14 protein-coding genes and 1 pseudogene are annotated in these 16,378 nt (G+C 66.9%); 7 read left to right on the top strand and 8 right to left on the bottom strand.

Annotation, left to right across the window (positions count from 1 at the left end; translation table 11 throughout):
• Positions 1 to 34: 34 nt before the first annotated feature.
• The 3 genes from DBV10_RS15445 to DBV10_RS15435 all read left to right on the top strand — a co-directional run bounded on the left by DBV10_RS15445 (position 35) and on the right by DBV10_RS15435 (position 4,272).
• Positions 35 to 1,825 (top strand): acyl-CoA dehydrogenase, encoded by a 1,791-nt coding sequence (locus tag DBV10_RS15445; protein ID WP_124514502.1) that lies wholly within the window; start codon positions 35 to 37, stop codon positions 1,823 to 1,825.
• Positions 1,826 to 1,972: 147 nt separating this feature from the next.
• Positions 1,973 to 2,926, top strand: coding sequence for a nitronate monooxygenase family protein (locus DBV10_RS15440; RefSeq protein ID WP_124514501.1), 954 nt, complete (start codon positions 1,973 to 1,975; stop codon positions 2,924 to 2,926).
• Between the two features lie 209 nt (positions 2,927 to 3,135).
• On the top strand, positions 3,136 to 4,272 hold the full coding sequence (locus DBV10_RS15435; RefSeq protein ID WP_124514500.1) for an ABC transporter substrate-binding protein: 1,137 nt from the start codon (positions 3,136 to 3,138) through the stop codon (positions 4,270 to 4,272).
• A gap of 23 nt (positions 4,273 to 4,295) precedes the next feature.
• Here DBV10_RS15435 and DBV10_RS23175 read toward each other — a convergent pair.
• Positions 4,296 to 4,485, bottom strand: a pseudogene (locus DBV10_RS23175) (GbsR/MarR family transcriptional regulator); the annotation flags it as partial.
• Between the two features lie 202 nt (positions 4,486 to 4,687).
• Between DBV10_RS23175 and DBV10_RS15425 the strand changes: the two are divergent.
• On the top strand, positions 4,688 to 5,815 hold the full coding sequence (locus DBV10_RS15425; protein WP_124514499.1) for an acyltransferase: 1,128 nt from the start codon (positions 4,688 to 4,690) through the stop codon (positions 5,813 to 5,815).
• 42 nt (positions 5,816 to 5,857) lie between these two features.
• Here DBV10_RS15425 and DBV10_RS15420 read toward each other — a convergent pair whose 3' ends face one another.
• The 4 genes from DBV10_RS15420 to mdlC all read right to left on the bottom strand — a co-directional run bounded on the left by DBV10_RS15420 (position 5,858) and on the right by mdlC (position 9,514).
• A complete protein-coding gene (locus DBV10_RS15420) occupies positions 5,858 to 6,247 on the bottom strand; it encodes a hypothetical protein (protein WP_124514498.1) in 390 nt (129 codons plus the stop codon).
• 72 nt (positions 6,248 to 6,319) lie between these two features.
• Positions 6,320 to 6,733 carry a nucleoside diphosphate kinase regulator gene (rnk, locus tag DBV10_RS15415; protein WP_124514497.1) on the bottom strand — a complete coding sequence of 138 codons (414 nt, stop codon included), beginning with the start codon at positions 6,731 to 6,733 and terminating at the stop codon, positions 6,320 to 6,322.
• An 83-nt stretch (positions 6,734 to 6,816) separates the two neighbouring features.
• The gene (locus DBV10_RS15410; protein ID WP_124514496.1) at positions 6,817 to 7,818 is read right to left on the bottom strand and encodes a tripartite tricarboxylate transporter substrate binding protein; all 1,002 of its coding nucleotides are present in this window, start codon (positions 7,816 to 7,818) and stop codon (positions 6,817 to 6,819) included.
• Positions 7,819 to 7,906: 88 nt separating this feature from the next.
• Entirely contained in the window at positions 7,907 to 9,514 is a 1,608-nt protein-coding gene (mdlC, locus tag DBV10_RS15405) for a benzoylformate decarboxylase (RefSeq protein WP_124514495.1), read from the bottom strand.
• Positions 9,515 to 9,580: 66 nt separating this feature from the next.
• Here mdlC and DBV10_RS15400 point away from each other — a divergent pair, with 66 nt between their 5' ends.
• Entirely contained in the window at positions 9,581 to 10,480 is a 900-nt protein-coding gene (locus DBV10_RS15400) for a LysR family transcriptional regulator (RefSeq protein ID WP_199740118.1), read from the top strand.
• An 81-nt stretch (positions 10,481 to 10,561) separates the two neighbouring features.
• Positions 10,562 to 11,728, top strand: a complete 1,167-nt coding sequence (locus tag DBV10_RS15395) for a PA0069 family radical SAM protein (protein ID WP_124514493.1) — start codon at positions 10,562 to 10,564, stop codon at positions 11,726 to 11,728.
• Between the two features lie 51 nt (positions 11,729 to 11,779).
• On the opposite strand, the gene DBV10_RS15390 is transcribed toward DBV10_RS15395, so the two are convergent.
• The gene (locus DBV10_RS15390) at positions 11,780 to 12,838 is read right to left on the bottom strand and encodes a sodium-dependent bicarbonate transport family permease (protein ID WP_124514492.1); all 1,059 of its coding nucleotides are present in this window, start codon (positions 12,836 to 12,838) and stop codon (positions 11,780 to 11,782) included.
• Between the two features lie 86 nt (positions 12,839 to 12,924).
• On the opposite strand from DBV10_RS15390, the gene DBV10_RS15385 reads away from it, so the two are divergent.
• Positions 12,925 to 13,824: a LysR family transcriptional regulator gene (locus DBV10_RS15385; protein WP_124514491.1), complete on the top strand. Its 900-nt coding sequence runs from the start codon at positions 12,925 to 12,927 to the stop codon at positions 13,822 to 13,824.
• 7 nt (positions 13,825 to 13,831) lie between these two features.
• Here DBV10_RS15385 and DBV10_RS15380 read toward each other — a convergent pair whose 3' ends face one another.
• Together DBV10_RS15380 and DBV10_RS15375 are read right to left on the bottom strand one after the other, a co-directional pair.
• Positions 13,832 to 14,284, bottom strand: a complete 453-nt coding sequence (locus DBV10_RS15380; RefSeq protein WP_124514490.1) for a DUF3592 domain-containing protein — start codon at positions 14,282 to 14,284, stop codon at positions 13,832 to 13,834.
• A 425-nt stretch (positions 14,285 to 14,709) separates the two neighbouring features.
• Positions 14,710 to 16,332 carry a phosphoethanolamine--lipid A transferase gene (locus DBV10_RS15375; protein WP_199740123.1) on the bottom strand — a complete coding sequence of 541 codons (1,623 nt, stop codon included), beginning with the start codon at positions 16,330 to 16,332 and terminating at the stop codon, positions 14,710 to 14,712.
• Positions 16,333 to 16,378: the final 46 nt, after the last annotated feature.

Below are 16,378 nucleotides of genomic sequence, written 5' to 3'. Positions count from 1 at the left end.
TTTTCAGAATTTTCTGCTTCCCTGGAGACTCCCCATGAGCTACACCGCCCCCGTCAAGGACATGCTGTTCGGCATCGAGCACCTGGCCAATATCGAACAGATCGCACAAATCCCCGGCTTTGAAGACGCAGGCCTCGACACGGCCGCCGCCGTGCTGGAAGAGTGCGCCAAGTTCAACGAGGGCGTGCTGGCTCCGATCAACTTCGAAGGCGACAAGAACCCATCGAGCTGGAAAGACGGCGTGGTCACCACCACCCCCGGCTTCAAGGACGCTTTCCGCCAGTATGGCGAGGGTGGCTGGCAGGGCCTGCAGCACCCGGCCGACTTCGGCGGCCAGGGCTTGCCCAAGACCATTGGTGCGGCCTGCATCGAGATGACCAACAGCGCCAACATGAGCTTTGCGCTGTGCCCGCTGCTGACCGACGGCGCCATCGAGGCGCTGCTCACGGCCGGCAGCGATGAGCTCAAGGCCACCTACCTCGAAAAGCTGATCACCGGCGAGTGGACCGGCACCATGAACCTCACCGAACCCCAGGCGGGCTCGGACCTGGCCCTGGTGCGTTCGCGCGCCGAGCCACAGCCCGATGGCAGCTACAAGGTGTTCGGCACCAAGATCTTCATCACCTACGGCGAGCACGACATGGCCGCCAACATCGTGCACTTGGTGCTGGCCCGCGTGGCGGGCGCGCCCGAGGGCGTGAAGGGCATCAGCCTGTTCGTGGTGCCCAAGTTCCTGGTGAACAAGGATGGGTCCTTGGGCGCCCGCAACGATGCGCACTGCGTGAGCATCGAGCACAAGCTGGGCATCAAGGCATCGCCCACCGCCGTGCTGCAGTTTGGCGACCACGGCGGTGCCGTGGGTTACCTGGTGGGCCAGGAGAACCGTGGCCTCGAATACATGTTCATCATGATGAACGCCGCGCGCTACGCCGTGGGCATGCAGGGCATCGCGATTGCCGAGCGCGCCTACCAGAAGGCCGTGCAGTACGCAAAGGACCGCGTGCAAAGCCGCCCCGTGGACGGCAGCATCAACGCCAGCGCGGCCATCATCCACCACCCCGATGTGAAGCGCATGCTCATGACCATGCGCGCCTACACCGAAGGCTGCCGCGCCATGGCCACGGTGGCGGCTGCCGCGTTCGATGCTGCGCACCACCACCCCGACGCGGAGGTGCGCAGGCAGAACCAGTCGTTCTACGAATTCATGGTGCCCCTGGTCAAGGGCTACAGCACCGAGATGAGCCAGGAAGTCACCAGCCTGGGCGTGCAGGTGCACGGCGGCATGGGCTTCATCGAAGAAACCGGTGCCGCGCAGTACTACCGCGACGCCAAGATCCTCACCATCTACGAAGGCACCACGGCCATCCAGGCCAACGACCTCGTGGGCCGCAAGACGGCGCGCGACGGCGGCCAGACTGCCAAGGGCATTGCCGCGCAGATCGAAAAGACAGAAGCCGACCTGCTGGCCAGCGGCACGCCCGCGGCCCAGGCCATGGCACGCCGCCTTTCGGCGGCACGCAAGGCGCTGCTGGACGTGATCGACTTCGTGGCGGGCAACACCAAGGCCAGCCCCAATGCCGTGTTTGCCGGCAGCGTGCCCTACCTGATGCTGGCGGGCAATGTGGTGGCGGGTTGGCAGCTGGCGCGCAGCCTGCTGGTGGCGCAAGACCTGTTGCAAAAGGGACAGGACGAAGCCTTCATGCGCGCAAAAATCACCACGGCGCAGTTCTACGCAGAGCACATCCTCGTCAAGGCCCCGGGCCTGCGCGACAGCATCGTGGAAGGCGCCGCCAGCGTGACCGAGCTGGCGCTGGACGCGTTCTGAGCGCCGGCCACGCCCGGTGTGTGAGGAGACCCCACCCGCTGTGATGCAGTGGGTGGGTGCTATAAAAACAATAGCTGATAGCGCTTGCTGTGAAGGCGCTACAGCCTTTTTCATTCAAAACCATTCTTTGTCCTGGAAGTCGTTGCCATGTCCAAACTGCCTCCCGTGCTGCAAAACCTGTCGCTGCCCGTCATCGGCTCGCCGCTGTTCATCATCAGCAACCCCAAGCTCGTGATCGAGCAGTGCAAGGCCGGCGTGGTGGGCTCCATGCCCGCGCTCAACGCCCGCCCCGCCGAGCTGCTCGATGAATGGCTGGCCGAGATCACCGAAACGCTGGCGGCCTACAACAAGGCCAACCCCGACAAGCCCGCCGCGCCCTTTGCCATCAACCAGATCGTGCACAAGAGCAATGATCGGCTGGAGCACGACATGCAGGTCTGCGCCAAGTACAAGGTGCCGATCATCATCACCAGCCTGGGCGCGCGCGAGGACGTGAACCAGGCCGTGCACGCCTGGGGCGGCGTGGTGCTGCATGACATCATCAACAACAAGTTTGCGCGCAAGGCGATTGAAAAGGGCGCCGACGGCCTGATCGCCGTGGCGGCGGGTGCGGGTGGCCATGCGGGCGTGAAGAGCCCGTTTGCGCTGATCCAGGAAATTCGCCAGTGGTTCGACGGCCCCATTGCACTGAGCGGTTCCATCGCCAGCGGCGACGCGGTGCTGGCCGCGCAGGCCATGGGCGCGGACTTCGGTTACATCGGCTCGGCCTTCATTGCCACACACGAAGCGCGTGCCAGCGATGACTACAAGCAGGCCATCGTGGCGGGCAGCTCGGACGACATCGTCTACAGCAACCTGTTCACGGGTGTGCACGGCAACTACCTGGCGCCCTCGATCCGTGCCGCTGGCATGGACCCCGACAACCTGCCCGAGTCCGACCCCAGCAAGATGAACTTCGGCGGCGACGCCAAGAAGGCCTGGAAGGACATCTGGGGCTGCGGCCAGGGCATTGGTGCCATTGATGCCGTGACCAGCACGGCGGATCTGGTGGCCAGGCTGCGCGCTGAATACGAGGCAGCCCGGGCCCGCCTGAAGCTCTGATTGCGCCGCGCGCTTCCCCGGCCTTCTGCGCCCGCAGCGTTTGACACGCTGCGGGCGCAGCCGTTTGGGGGCTTGCCTGTGGGCGGATCGCGACAGGGCAAACCCCCAATAGACGGCAGGCCGGTTGCGAACAATGATGATGATTAATAACCAGATGGCCCGGCTTGCCGCAGCGCCGTTCTTTCATCGTTGCCCCGAGGGACTCTTCCATGCTTCGTTCATGTCTGCTGGGGCTGCTGCTGGCCCTGGGTGCCAGCCAGGGGGCGCAGGCCCGCAATGAGGGCGTGACCGCCGACGAGATCCGCCTGGGGGCGTCGGCGGTGCTCTCGGGGCCGCTGGGCGCGCAGACGGCGCAGTATGGCGAGGGCTCGCGGCTCATGTTCGATGCCGTGAACGCCCAGGGGGGCGTGCATGGCCGGGTGATCCGCTACACCACGCTGGACGATGGCTTCGACACCCCCAAGGCCGTGGAGAACACGCGCCAGCTGCTGGAGAACGACAAGGTCTTCATGATCTACAACAGCACGGGCACGGCGCAGACGGCGGCCATCCTGCCGCTGATCAAGGAGCACCGCACGCTGCTGTTCGGGCCGGTCACGGGCGCCTCAGCGTTCCGCGAAAACCTGAACCCCTATGTCTTCCACGTGCGGGCCGGCTATGCGAGCGAAGCGGGCCGCATCGTTTCGCAGCTGCGCCACCAGGGCATCAGCCGCGTGGCCGTGTTCTACCAGGACGATGGCCTGGGCAAGACGCTGCTGGCGGAACTCAAGAAAGCGTCCGAGGAGGAAAAGCTCGCCTTCTTCACCGAGATCAAGGTGGACCCCAAGCAGCCCGACTTTGCCGCTGCGGCGCAGGCCACCGAGAGGGCCCAGCCCCAGGCCGTGATCGTGGCCACGGCGGGCACTACCTTCACCAGCTACGTCAAGGCCGTGCAGGCCACGCCGGCGCGGCCCGCCTACTATGGGTTCTCCGTGGCCAGCATGGACGTGATCCACCGCGAACTCAAGGACAAGGCGCGCGGCATCATCCTCGCGCAGATCATGCCCTCGCTGCGCAGCACCACGGTGCCGGTGGTGGCAGAGTACCTGGCGCTGCTGAAAGCCAGGTCACCGGGGGCCCAGCCATCCGCGTCGCAGCTGGAGGGCTTTGTGCACGCGCGCCTGTTGGTGGAGGGGCTGCGCCGCGCCGGCCGCAACCTCACCACCGAATCCTTCACCAAGGCGATGGAAGACAGCGGAGAGATCGCGTTCGGGCGCTTCAGCGTGAAGTATTCGCCCAAGAGCCACAACGGCTCTACCTATGTGGAACTGGCCATCGTGGATGCGGAAGGCAGTCTCAGGTATTGAGCCCCCTGAGTCGCTGCGCGCCTTTCCTTGAGACCCAAGCTCACGTTGGTGCGCGAGAACCCCAGCATCTCGGCGATCTCGTCCGTGTTGAGCGGGCGGGGGCAGGAAGATGAGCGCGTACATCTGGCCCACCGTGCGGTTGATGCCCCTGTGGCTGCCCATTTCGCCAAAATGGGCCACGAACTGGCGGTTCAAGGGGGAAGGATGTGGCATAGACCATGAAGGCGCATTGCGCTCCTGCTTCCTGGGTTTTCAGTAAATACTGAAAATTCAGGAAATAGAAGAAGGTCTCTGCGGTACCGCATTGACATGGCGGCGACACGAAGGGCATGCAAAAAAACCGCTGACGGAGGACAATAGCGGGTTTGCCCCAGGGCCCGCCGCGCCCTGGCCGGTTGATTCCACCCAGAACAACATGTCTTCTTCCACCTCCCGCATGCCGCTGATCGACATGATCAAGGGCATGGCGTGCGCCACCATCGTCTGGCACCACCTGGCCTTCTACGGCCCGATGTCGGACATTGCCCACCCGCTGGCGCCCACGCTGCTGGCCTGGCTGTACGACTACGGCCGCATGGCCGTGCAGGTGTTTCTGGTGCTGGGGGGCTACCTGGCGGCGGCCAGCCTGGCGCCCCAGGGCGTGGCGCGGTTCGACCATGCGGGCAATGCCATCGCCAAGCGGTTCGTGCGGCTGGTGGTGCCCTATGCCGTGGCATTGGTGCTGTCGGTGGTGGTGTCTGCCCTGGTGCGGCCCTGGATGGGGCATCCGTCGGTCCCTGAGCAGCCCACCCTGTCGCAGTTGCTGGCCAATGCGCTGCTGCTGCAGGACATCGTGGGCGAGGGCGCCTTGTCGGCCGGCGTCTGGTACGTGGCCATCGACTTCCAGCTGTTTGCCATGGGGGTGCTGCTGCTGGCGGGCGTCAAGGCCCTGCCGGGGGCCTGGGTGCGCCGCCATGCCGGGGCCCTGGGCCAGGCGCTCGCCGTGGCGTGCACGGCGGCGTCGCTCTGGGTGTTCAACCGCATGGGCGGGCTGGACATGTGGGCGCTGTACTTCTTTGGCGCCTATGGGCTGGGCATGATGGCCTGCTGGGCTGCGCGCGCGCCCCAGGGGCCGCAGGCGCAGGGCTGGCTGGCGGCCATGGTGCTGCTGGGCGGCACGGCGCTGGCGATGGATTTCCGGGGACGCATTGCGGTGGCCCTGGTGGCCGCGCTGGGCCTGGTGCTGGCCCTGCGCTCCGAGCGCCTGCGGTCATGGCGCGGGATTGCGCCCCTGGTGCAGCTGGGGCAGATGTCGTATTCGGTTTTCCTGGTGCACTTCTCGGTGTGCCTGCTTGTGAACGCCGTGGTCAGCCATCTGTGGCCCGATGCGCCAGTGGTCAATGCGCTGGGCATGCTGCTGGCCTTTGCGCTGTCGCTGGCCGCCGGGCGGGTGCTGTACCTGCGGGTGGAACGCCATGTGCCCTCGTGGACCACGGCGCTGCGCTGGCAGCTGGGCCTGGTGGGGGCGGGCATGCTGGTGGCGGTGTCCAGCCACTGGGCCTAGCGTTTGGACCCTGCCCCCAGGGGGAGGGCGCCCGCGTCCGAGTCAGGCCGAGGGCAGGCGCGCGCGCCGCTTGCGCTGCCGGTCCAGAAACCAGGCCATGAAGGGCAGGATCAGCATGGACCCGGGGATCACCCACACGAAGAGATAAGGGCTGACGGACGATGCCGAGCGCATCACGCCGCGCAGATGGGCGCGCTCATCGGCCGTCCAGTTGCCCTGGCGGCGCTGCTGTACCAGCCACACCACCGAGCCCTTCATGGTGGCCACCTCGCGTTTGAGGCGGCTTTTTTCACGGCTGTTGCCGGCCAGGAAAGAGCAGAACCACTCGGGCGCCCGCTCCATGCGGCTTTGAAAGGCGAGGGTGGAGTCCGGGTCGAACGGGTCGATGGACGGCGGCAGGTCTGGTGCCTGCGGTGGGGGCGGCGTGGTCATGGCGGCTGCCATTGTCACTGGTGGCCGGTATTGCGCCAAGCAGCATGTGGCCCGCTGCCTGGCGGCGGGGCATCAACGGTGCAGTTCGCCCGCGCTTTCAGGCTGGTACAGGATGTCTTTCACCCGCACCGTCATCGACTTGCCACCCGGGCCGGGCCAGGCCAGTTCGTCGCCCACCGCCAGGCCCAGCAGGGCGCTGCCCACGGGGGCGAAGATCGAGATGCGGTCTGCGGTGCCATCGGCATCGCGGGGGTAGACCAGCGTCAGGCAGAACTCCTTGCCCGTCTCCAGGATGGAAAACTGCACAGTGGAGTTCATGGTCACGACATTGGGCGGGATCTCCTCGGGCGCCACCACGTCCGCCCGGTCCAGCTCTGCCTGTAGCTCGGCCTTGCCCGGAAAGACGCTGGCCGGAATCGCGGCCAGCAGGGCCTCGATGCGGTCAACGTCGAGCGACGACAGGATGATCTGGGGCTTGCGCGCCATGGCAGTACCTCTGAGGTTGTGACAAAGCGCGGGACTGTAGACCATCGCCAATCTCGCACTGCCGCGCGCGGGCATTCGGGGCATCAGTCTCCCTTGATGTTGCGGGCCTTGATGAGGGCGCCAAAGCGCATGCTGTCGATGGCGGCGCGGGCGTGGAAGTCGGCCGCAGACATGGGCGCGGGCACGCCGCCCAGTGCATGGATGCGCTCCTTCACGGCCGGCGTGGCCAGCACCTTGTTGATTTCGCGGTTCAGGCGCGCCACCAGCTCGGGCGGCGTGCCGGCGGGGGCGTAGAAGCCAAACCAGGTGTCGGCGTCAAAGCCCTTGAGGCCCACTTCCTCCAGCGTGGGCACGTCGGGGAACAGGGGCGAGCGCTTGGCGCTGCCCACGGCCAGCAGCTTGAGTTTGCCGGCCCTCACGTGCTGGAGTCCGATGCCCGGGTCGAACATGAAGTCCACCTGTCCGCCCAGCAGGTCCTGCATGGCCGGGGCGGCGCCGCGGTAGGGCACATGCACCGCGAACACGTTGGCCTGGGCCTTGAGCATCTCCGCCGCCAGGTGGGGCGAACTGCCGTTGCCCGGCGTGCCAAAGCTCAGCTTGCCCGGGTTGGCACGGAGGTACTGCATGAACTCCTGGATGGTGTTGACCGGCAGCGTGGGCCGGACCTCCAGGAACACCAGCACCCGCGCGGCAGCCGCCACGGGCACCAGGTCCTTGGTGGGGTCGAATGGCATCTTGGGGTACAGGTGCGGGTTGACCGACACCATGCCGCCCGAACTCATGAGCAGGGTGTAGCCATCGGCCGGCGATTTGGCCACCGCTTCGCCGCCGATGTTGCCGCCCGCGCCGCCCCGGTTCTCGACCACCACGGGCTGGCCCAGCGCCGTCTGCAGCGGCACGGTGACCGCACGCGCGATCTGGTCGGCCGCGCCGCCCGCCGGGAAGTTCACGATCACCTTGATGGGCTTGCCGGGCCAGGCCTCGGTCTGGGCCTGGGCGGGCTGCAGCAGCAGGCCGAAGGCCGTGCCCGCCAGGGCCAGTGCGCCCAGCAGGCGGCGTGGGGTGCGAAGGGGGTAGGAATGCATGCTTGTCTCCGATAAAGCCCGGGTGTGCCGGATCTTGTGCAATAAACCAAAAGTTTGGCGGCGATGGGCACCCCGCCGAGGGGCGGTGTCAGGCTACATCCACCTCCACCAGGATCGCGCGGGGATGCGCCAGTGCGTCGCGCAGCACCTGTGCCAACTGGCTGGCATCGCTCACGCGCGCGGCGTCGCAGCCCTGGCCCCGCGCCAGCGCCAGGAAGTCCAGGTCGGGCAGGTCGGTGCCTTCGAGCTTGTCGCCTTCGTGGAAGCCGAAGGTGGGCGCGAACTCCTGCAGCGCCGCATAGCGGCGGTTCTTCAGGATGATGAAGGTGATGGGGAGCTTGAGTTGCGCTGCGCTCCACAGCGCCTGGATGGAGTACATCGCCGAGCCATCGCCGATGAGCCCGATCACCTTGCGGTCCGGCGTGGCCAGCGCCACGCCCACGGCGGCGGGCAGGCCGTAGCCCAGGCCGCCGCTGCACATGGTGTAGAAGGTTTCGCTTTGCAGGATAGGCAGGTAGGCGTGCATGGCGGCGCGCGAGCTGGGGGCTTCCTCGACCACGATGGACGCTGCATCGCGCACTTCGGCCAGGGTCTGCATCACGTAGGGCACGCTCATCAAGGCACCGGGCACCGAAGCCTCAGCCCGTGGCCGCGCGGCGCGGGCCGGGGGCTGGGCACGCGCTGCAGGCGCCGGGCGCGCGAGCAAGTCCTGCACGCCCAGGCGCACACTGCCCACGGCCGAGGTGCCCTCGGGCGTCCAGGCGGCCGTGCCCGGGTCGTCGATGAGCTGCACCAGTTGCGCGCCCGGCGGCACGTGCGGCCCGAAGCCTTCCACGTGGTAGGTGAAGGCGGCGGCGCCCAGCGCGAACACCAGGTCGTGCCCGGAGAGCAGTGCCACGATCTTCTCGCGCATGGCGGGCAGCACGCCCGCAAACAGGCGGTGGTCCTGCGGAAAGCCGCAGCGGCCGGACATGGGCGCGATCCACACGGCGGCGTTGTGCCGCTCGGCCAGCGCCACCACGCCGTCCCAGGCGCGGTCGCGGTCCACGGCGGCGCCCACCACGAACACGGGGCGCTCTGCGCCATCCAGCGCATCGCCAATGGCCTGCAGCACGCGGGGCTCGGGGCGCGTCTCGGTGCTCACGCTGCGGGCCTGCAGCGGCTCGCAAGGCTTGTCCCAGTCGTCGGCGGGGATAGACACCAGCACCGGCCCACGCGGCTGCTGCATGGCGATGTAGTAGGCCCGGGCGATGGCCAGGGGCACGTCTTCGGCGCGCGCGGGCTCGACGCTCCACTTCACATAGGGCTTGGGCAGTTCGGTGGCCTGGCCCGAAAACAGGAAGGGGTCGAACGGCAGGATGGAGCGCGCCTGCTGCCCGGCCGTGATGACCATGGGCGTGCGGTTCTTGTGCGCCGTGAAGATGTTGCCCATCGCATGGCCCACACCGGCCGCTGAATGCAGGTTCACAAAGGCTGCGTTGTGCGTGGCCTGGGCGTAGCCATCGGCCATGCCCACCACCACCGACTCCTGCAGGCCGAGGATGTAGCGGAAGTCCGGGGGGAAGTCGAGGAACAGCGGCAGCTCGGTGGAGCCGGGGTTGCCGAAGATGGTGTCGATGCGAAAGCCGCGCAGCAGGTTGAGCACGGCCTCGCGCACGGTGGGGAGCGATGGGGGGACGGGGGTGGGTGAAGGCATCCCCGGATCTTCGGGGTGCGTGGTTCATCCATCAATACAATGAAGTGACTAAGCGGTATTCATCCCATGCATATCAAGGACATTGACCTCAACCTGCTGCGCGTGTTCGATGCCGTCTACCGCACGCGCAACGTGAGCCGTGCCGCCGAGCTGCTGGACCTGACGCAGCCCGCCGCCAGCCAGGCGCTCACGCGGCTGCGCCTGCTGATCCAGGACCCGCTGTTCGTGCGCGCGGGCGGCGGCGTGCAGCCCACGCCCAAGGCCGACCGGCTGGCCGACGCGGTGCGCAGCGCCCTGGGTTTGTTGGAAGAGGCGCTCAACGAATCCGCGCAGTTCGAGCCGTTGCAATCGCGCAAGGTCTTTCGCATCCACATGAGCGACATTGGCGAGGGCCGCTTTCTGCCGGACCTGATGGTGGCGCTGCGGCGCCAGGCGCCTGGCGTGCGGCTGGAGACGCTGCCCGTGCCGCGCAGCGAGATCCCGCCGCTGCTCGACAGCGGCCGCATCGACTTCGCCTTCGGCTTCCTGCCCACGGTGAAGGACACGCAGCGGGTGCAGCTCATCAAAGACCGCTATGTGGTGCTGCTGCGCGCAGGCCACCCCTTCGCGGCGAAGAAACGCAGTGGGCCCGCCCTGCTCAAGGACCTGCGGCAGCTGGAGTTTGTGGCCGTGCGCACGCATTCGGACACGCTGCGCATCCTGGAGATGCTGCAGCTCGAAGACCGCATGCGCCTGACCACCGAGCATTTCATGGTGCTGCCCGCCATCGTGCGCGCCACCGACCTGGCGGTGGTGATGCCGCGCAACATCGCGCTCACCTTTGCGTCCGACGGGGGCTACACCCTCATCGAACCCGCGCTGCCGCTGCGCGACTTCACAGTGGCGCTGCACTGGAGCAAGCGTTTTGAAAGCGACCCCGGCAACCAGTGGCTGCGGGGGCTGATCGAGGGGCTGTTCAAGGAATAAGCAGCGCCACGGTGGCGTGCGCGTCTGCGGGGCGGGTCGGATCAAGCACACAACATCAAATAACTGTATATTCATACAGTTATGCCTCGCACCTTCACGGACAAATCCGACATCCCCGCGCCGCCCGAAGAGGTCCGCATCCCCTTGCAGGCCCTGCGCGGCCGGGGCGCGGCCACGGCCCTGGCGCACCGGTTTGCTCGGGATGTGCGCGAGCCGGTGGACGATGGCTGGGGCAGCCTGTGGCCCTCCGTGGGAGCGGAAGGCGAGGCGGAGGCTTCCGCTCCCGCCACCCGCGTGCACCTGGAGACGGCCCGCAGCGCCCTGTGTGCCAATGACTCGCCCGACATCTTTTTTGAGCTTTCGGTGAACCCGTACCGGGGCTGCGAGCATGGCTGCATCTACTGCTATGCCCGGCCTACCCACAGCTACCTCAACTTCTCGCCGGGGCTGGACTTTGAAACGCAGATCGTGGCCAAGCACAACATTGCCGAGGTGTTGCGTGGCGAACTGGCGCAGCCACGGTATGTGCCGCGCCTTCTGAACATCGGCTCGGCCACCGATTGCTACCAGCCCGTGGAGCGCGAGTTGAAGCTCACCCGCAGTGTGATCGAGGTGATGCGCGATGCACGCCATCCGTTCTCGCTGATCACCAAATCGAGCGGCGTGGAGCGCGACCTGGACCTGATCGCCCCGCTGGCCGCGCAGCGCCTGGCGGCGGTGTACGTCACCATCACCACGCTCGACGCCGCCCTGGCGCGCTGCATGGAACCGCGTGCCGCAGCGCCGCACCGGCGCCTGCGCACCATCCGCACGCTGGCCGAAGCCGGCGTGCCCGTGGGGGTGAGCGTGGCACCGCAGATCCCCTTCATCACCGAAGACATGGAGCAGGTGCTGGAGGCAGCGCGCGATGCCGGGGCGCGCAGCGCCTTCTACACCGTGCTGCGCCTGCCCTGGGAGCTGGACACCCTGTTCGGCGAATGGCTGCAGGTGCATTACCCGCAGCGCGCTGCCCGTGTGATGGCGCGGGTGCAAGACCTGCACCACCTGAGCGATGCCCAGCGGGATGCCGGAAAAACCTACGACAGCCACTTTGCCCACCGCATGAAGGGCAGCGGCCTGTGGGCCGACCTGCTGCGCCAGCGCTTTGCCACCACCTGCCGCCGCCTGGGGCTCAACCGCGAGCGCGAAGGGCTGGACCTGGTGCAGTTCCGCCCCGGCCTGCTGCGCGGGCAGGGCAGCTTGTTTTGAGCCCCGGCGGACGATCTGCCCTGGGGCTCGTTGGTGGGTGGGGGCTGTGGCTTACGCCTCCCACAGCCGCTGTGCCACCTGCGTGTACAGCGGAATGCCCAGCACGATGTTGAGCGGAAAGGTGACCCCCAGCGACAGGCTCACATACAGCGACGGGTCGGCCTCGGGGATGGCATAGCGCACCACCGCCGGTACGGCGATGTAGGACGCGCTGGCGGCCAGCACCATCAGCAGCGCGGCATCGCCCATCGGCACCTGGATCAGCCAGGCCAGCAGCAGCGCCAGGCTGGCGTGCACCAGCGGGCCCAGCACCGCATAGGCCAGCAGCCAGGGGGATTGCTGGCGCACCGCAGGCAGGTTGCGCGCGGTGGCGAGGCCCATGTCCAGCAAGAACAGGCACAGCATGCCCTTGAACAGATCGCCCGAGAACGGCTGCATGGCGGCCTGGCCGGCTTCGCCCGTCAGCAGGCCGATCAGCATAGCGCCCAGCAACAGCAGCTGGGTGCCGTCGGTGAACGATTCGTGCAGGATCTTGCCAACGGACAGGTGCGGGCCCCCCTTGCCACCACCATGGCCCAGGCCATGCCCGCCCAGCGTGGCGGCACCTGTACCCGTCAGCGCCACCATGGGCGGGGTGCCGGTGGCCACGGCCACGGTCTGCTCCTTCTGCCGCAACGCATTGGCCAGCATCACGGCCAGGATGATGGCGGGCGATTCCATCAGCGCCATGGCCGCTGCCATGTAGCCGCCGTAGGCGATGGATTGCGACTCCAGGTACTGCGTGGCGGTCACAAACGTCACTGCGCTCACCGACCCATAGGTGGCCGCCACGGCCGCCGCGTTGAAGCCCGACAGCACGCGCCGCAGCAGCATGTAGCCCACCAGCGGCACCACCACGGACAGCAGCACCGCCAGCCCCAGGCTGCTGGCCACGCTGGCCGTGAAACCCGATGCGGCCAGTGCGAAGCCGCCCTTCAGGCCCAGCGCCATCAGCAGGTAGATCGACAGAAATTTCGAGATGGCCGCAGGCATCTCCAGGTTGGATCGCACCAGGGCTGCAAACACCCCGAGGGCAAAAAAAAGGACCGCAGGGTCCAGCAGGCTTTGCATCGTTTGATTCCTTTGCCCGCAATGCTAGGCAAGGCTGGGTACAAAGTAAAATCGATTCGAATGCGGCCATCCATAGATAAAAATCTATGAACATCACTTTTCGACAACTGCGGCTGTTCCTCGCGCTGGCCGAAACCGGCAGCGTCAGTGCGGCAGCCAGGGTCATGCATGTCACGCAGCCCACGGCCTCCATGCAACTGCGCGAGGTGACCCAGGCCGTGGGCCTGCCGCTGTACGAAGTCGTCTCGCGCCGCGTGCACCTGACCGACGCGGGCCATGCGCTGGCCCGCACGGCACGCGCCATTGCGGGTGAGTGGGATGCGTTCGAGCAGCGGGTCTCGGGCGCCAAGGGCCTTACCAGCGGTCGCCTCAAGGTCGCCGTGGTCAGCACCGCCAAGTACTTTGTGCCCCGGCTGCTGGGCAGCTTCTGCAAGCTGCACCCGCAGATCGACATCTCGCTCGAAGTGCTCAACCGCGACCATGTCATCACCCGCCTGCGCAGCAACCTGGACGACCTTTACGTCATGTCCATGCCGCCCGGCGATCTGCCGCTGGAGGACCAGATCCTCATGCCCAATCCCCTGGTGCTGATCGCCCCTGCCAGCCACCCGCTGGCGCACAGGAAACGTGTCACCCTGGCGCAATTGCAGGGCGAGCGCTTCCTCCTGCGCGAAAAGGGATCGGGCACCCGCATGGCCACCGACGCCCACCTGCGCCAGATGGGCTTTGCCCCCAGCGCTGTGCTGGAGCTGGGCAGCAACGAGGCCATCAAGGAGTCCGTCGAAGGCCAGCTCGGCGTGTCCATCGTCTCTCTCCACGCCCTGGGCCCGCACCACGAGGGCCTGGCCGTCCTCCAGGTTCAGGGGTTTCCCATCCAGTCGCAATGGCACCTGGTCTGGCCCAAGGGCAAGCAGCTGTCACCGATTGCAGAGGTGTTCCGGGGGCACCTGGTGGCGCAAGCGGCGGGGTGGGCGGGGCGTGGGTGAGGGGGGCTCAGTCAGCACGCTTTGACAGGAAGAAACGGAGGACCAAGAGGGCGAGTCCCGCAAACAGCATGTAGCGACCAACTCCCTTTTGGGCATCGGAGGAGTCGTCTTGGTTGATGTCTTGAAGCGTGCTGGGCGCTTCAGGCAGATAGCGAACCGTGATGGCGGATGGGGCGGAGTGGTTGCGCAAGGCGCGGCCCTGCTCTGCAGCAATGCCTACTTCCGTCCGAATTTCGCGGCCGTCTTCTGTTGTGAAGCGGATATGCGCTGTGTAGAGGCTGTCCGCATGGCTGGTCTTCTTCTCTTTCCACTCCAGCTTGGTGACCTCGGCCTTGGTTGTCTTTCCGTGGTCGCGCAACGCAGCAAACTTGACGGCGTTCTTGTTGCCAGCATGCATGAGAAAGGCGCCAAACAGGACAAGACAGATCGCGACAACGGGGCTGAAAAAGATGCGAAACATGGAGGGTTCTCTGAGTCCTGGCGGAAGAAGTGAATCATCTTCTGCAGCCAATTGCTGATCGATGGATGGCGGTGGGTGTGCGTTTGACTTCTTGGGGGAAGCCCTGGTGGCAAGAATCCCGCAGAGCTTGCGGGACAAGCTGCGCGGCGCGGGATATTTTAGGCACGGCTTCCTCCGAAAGGAGTTCGCGGTTCGGGGGCTGCTTGTGCATCCAGGGGGGAAGTCCGGCCAATCCCGGCGCGCATGTTCTGGCGGGACGATGGCTTGCAGGCGGCCCTGGCAGGCGTGCGAAACAGCTTGTGTCGGCAGCGGTCAAGGCGCAAGGCACGGTTGGCTGGGGCAAGGCCCGGTGCCAGGGAGGGGGTGGCGGCCTGGTCAGGTTCCCCTGCAGACCCCCGGGCGGGCATGCCTCGGGCCGCCCGCGTTCAGCCCTTGGCCGCCGCCGGGGTGCGGCAGGCGCTGAACATGTCCAGTGCGCTGTTGTAGGCGCCGGTCTTCACGTCCATCAGGCCCAGCACCGAATGGAAGTAGTGGTCGTGGCTGACGCGCCGTTCGGCCAGGTCTTGCTGCAGGCAGCCGGTGGTGAGTTGGGTGCGCGCCTGCATGGCCGGCGACAGCCAGGTGATCCAGGGCACGTGCTTTTGCACATCCGGGGCAAAGCTGTAGGGCAGGCCATGCAGGTAGATGTTGTTCTCGCCCAGCGATTCGCCGTGGTCTGCTACGTAAATCATAGCTGTCTGCGCTTGCTTGCTGCGCGCTGCAAGCCATTGGAGCACGGAGTCCAGGAAATGGTCGGTTTCGACGATGCTGTTGTCGTAGGCGTTGACCACCTGCTGGCGCTCACACTCCTGCAGGGCGGTGGAGGTGCATTCGGGGCTGAACTTCTTGTTCTCGGGGGCCGAGCGCTTGTAGTAGGCGGGGCCGTGGCTGCCCATCTGGTGCAGCACCACCACCGTGCCGCGCTGGCGCTGTTCCGCGGGCAGGGCGGCCAGGCGCGCGTCCAGGTCCCTGAGCATCACGCGGTCCAGGCATTCGCTGCCGGTGCACAGCGCCGGGTCTTTGGTGGTGGAGGTGTTGATCTCTTCGACGCGGTCGCACACGCCCTTGCAGCCCGATTGGTTGTCCATCCACAGCACGGCCAGGCCCGCGTGGTGCAGCACGTCGATGAGGCTCTCGAAGTTGGCCGAGCGCGCTTCATAGCCAGTGCGGCCCAGGTGCGAGAACATGCAGGGCACCGAGGCCGCCGTGCTGGTGCCGCAGGACCAGGCATTGCGCGCGCTCACCAGGTCCTTGCGGGCCGAGAGCAGGGGGGTGGTGTCGCGTTCGTAGCCGTTGATGCCGAAGTTGCCGCTGCGGCCGGTTTCGCCCAGCACCAGCACCAGCAGCGGGGGTTGGGCCTGGCCGGCATAGCTGGCACCCAGTTGGGCATCGCGCCCCAGGGGCAGCAGCTTGCTGGTGTCCATGCGCAGGGGTTTGGTGGCGATGTGGCCCAATGCGTACACACTGTTGAGCGGGTTGATCAGGTAGCGCAGCTTGGTGTGGTTGCGCATGGTGGAGGCAAAGTCCTGGAACACCAGCAGCAGGCAGGCCACGATGACGGCGATGGAGCCCGCCAGCAGCAACCCGTTGTGGGCCAGGTGGCGCAGGGCCGTGAGGCGCAGCACGGGGCGGCGGTACAGCCACAGCAGCGGGGGCAGGGCCAGGGCGAGCACGGTGCCCAGCATGCGCGTGTTCAGCAGGTCGCCGGCTTCCTTCACGTCGGTCTGCATCACGTTGACCAGCATGCTGGCGTCGATGGCGATGCCGTAGGCGAGCATGAAGTAGGCACCAAAGGCGGCCATCAGCACCAGCACCAGCACGGCGGGCTTGAGCGTCCAGCGCCAGGCCAACAGGCTCAGCAGCGCGGCATTGCCGGCCGCCACGATGGCCGCAAAGGCCAGCGCAAACCCCCAGCCGCGCAGGCTGCCCTGGCCGGGCAGTTGGGCCACTTCTTGCCACAGGGGCACATTGCAGGCTGTGGCCAGCCAGGTGCTGACCAGCACCACCACCCAGGCGGGGTGCAGGGGGCGGGGGGGCTGGGTGGGGGGGGAGGGC

It is taken from the genome of Acidovorax sp. FJL06 (assembly GCF_003852545.1).
Classification (GTDB): Bacteria; Pseudomonadota; Gammaproteobacteria; order Burkholderiales; family Burkholderiaceae_C; genus Acidovorax.
This window is presented reverse-complemented; position numbering and strand designations above follow the sequence as displayed.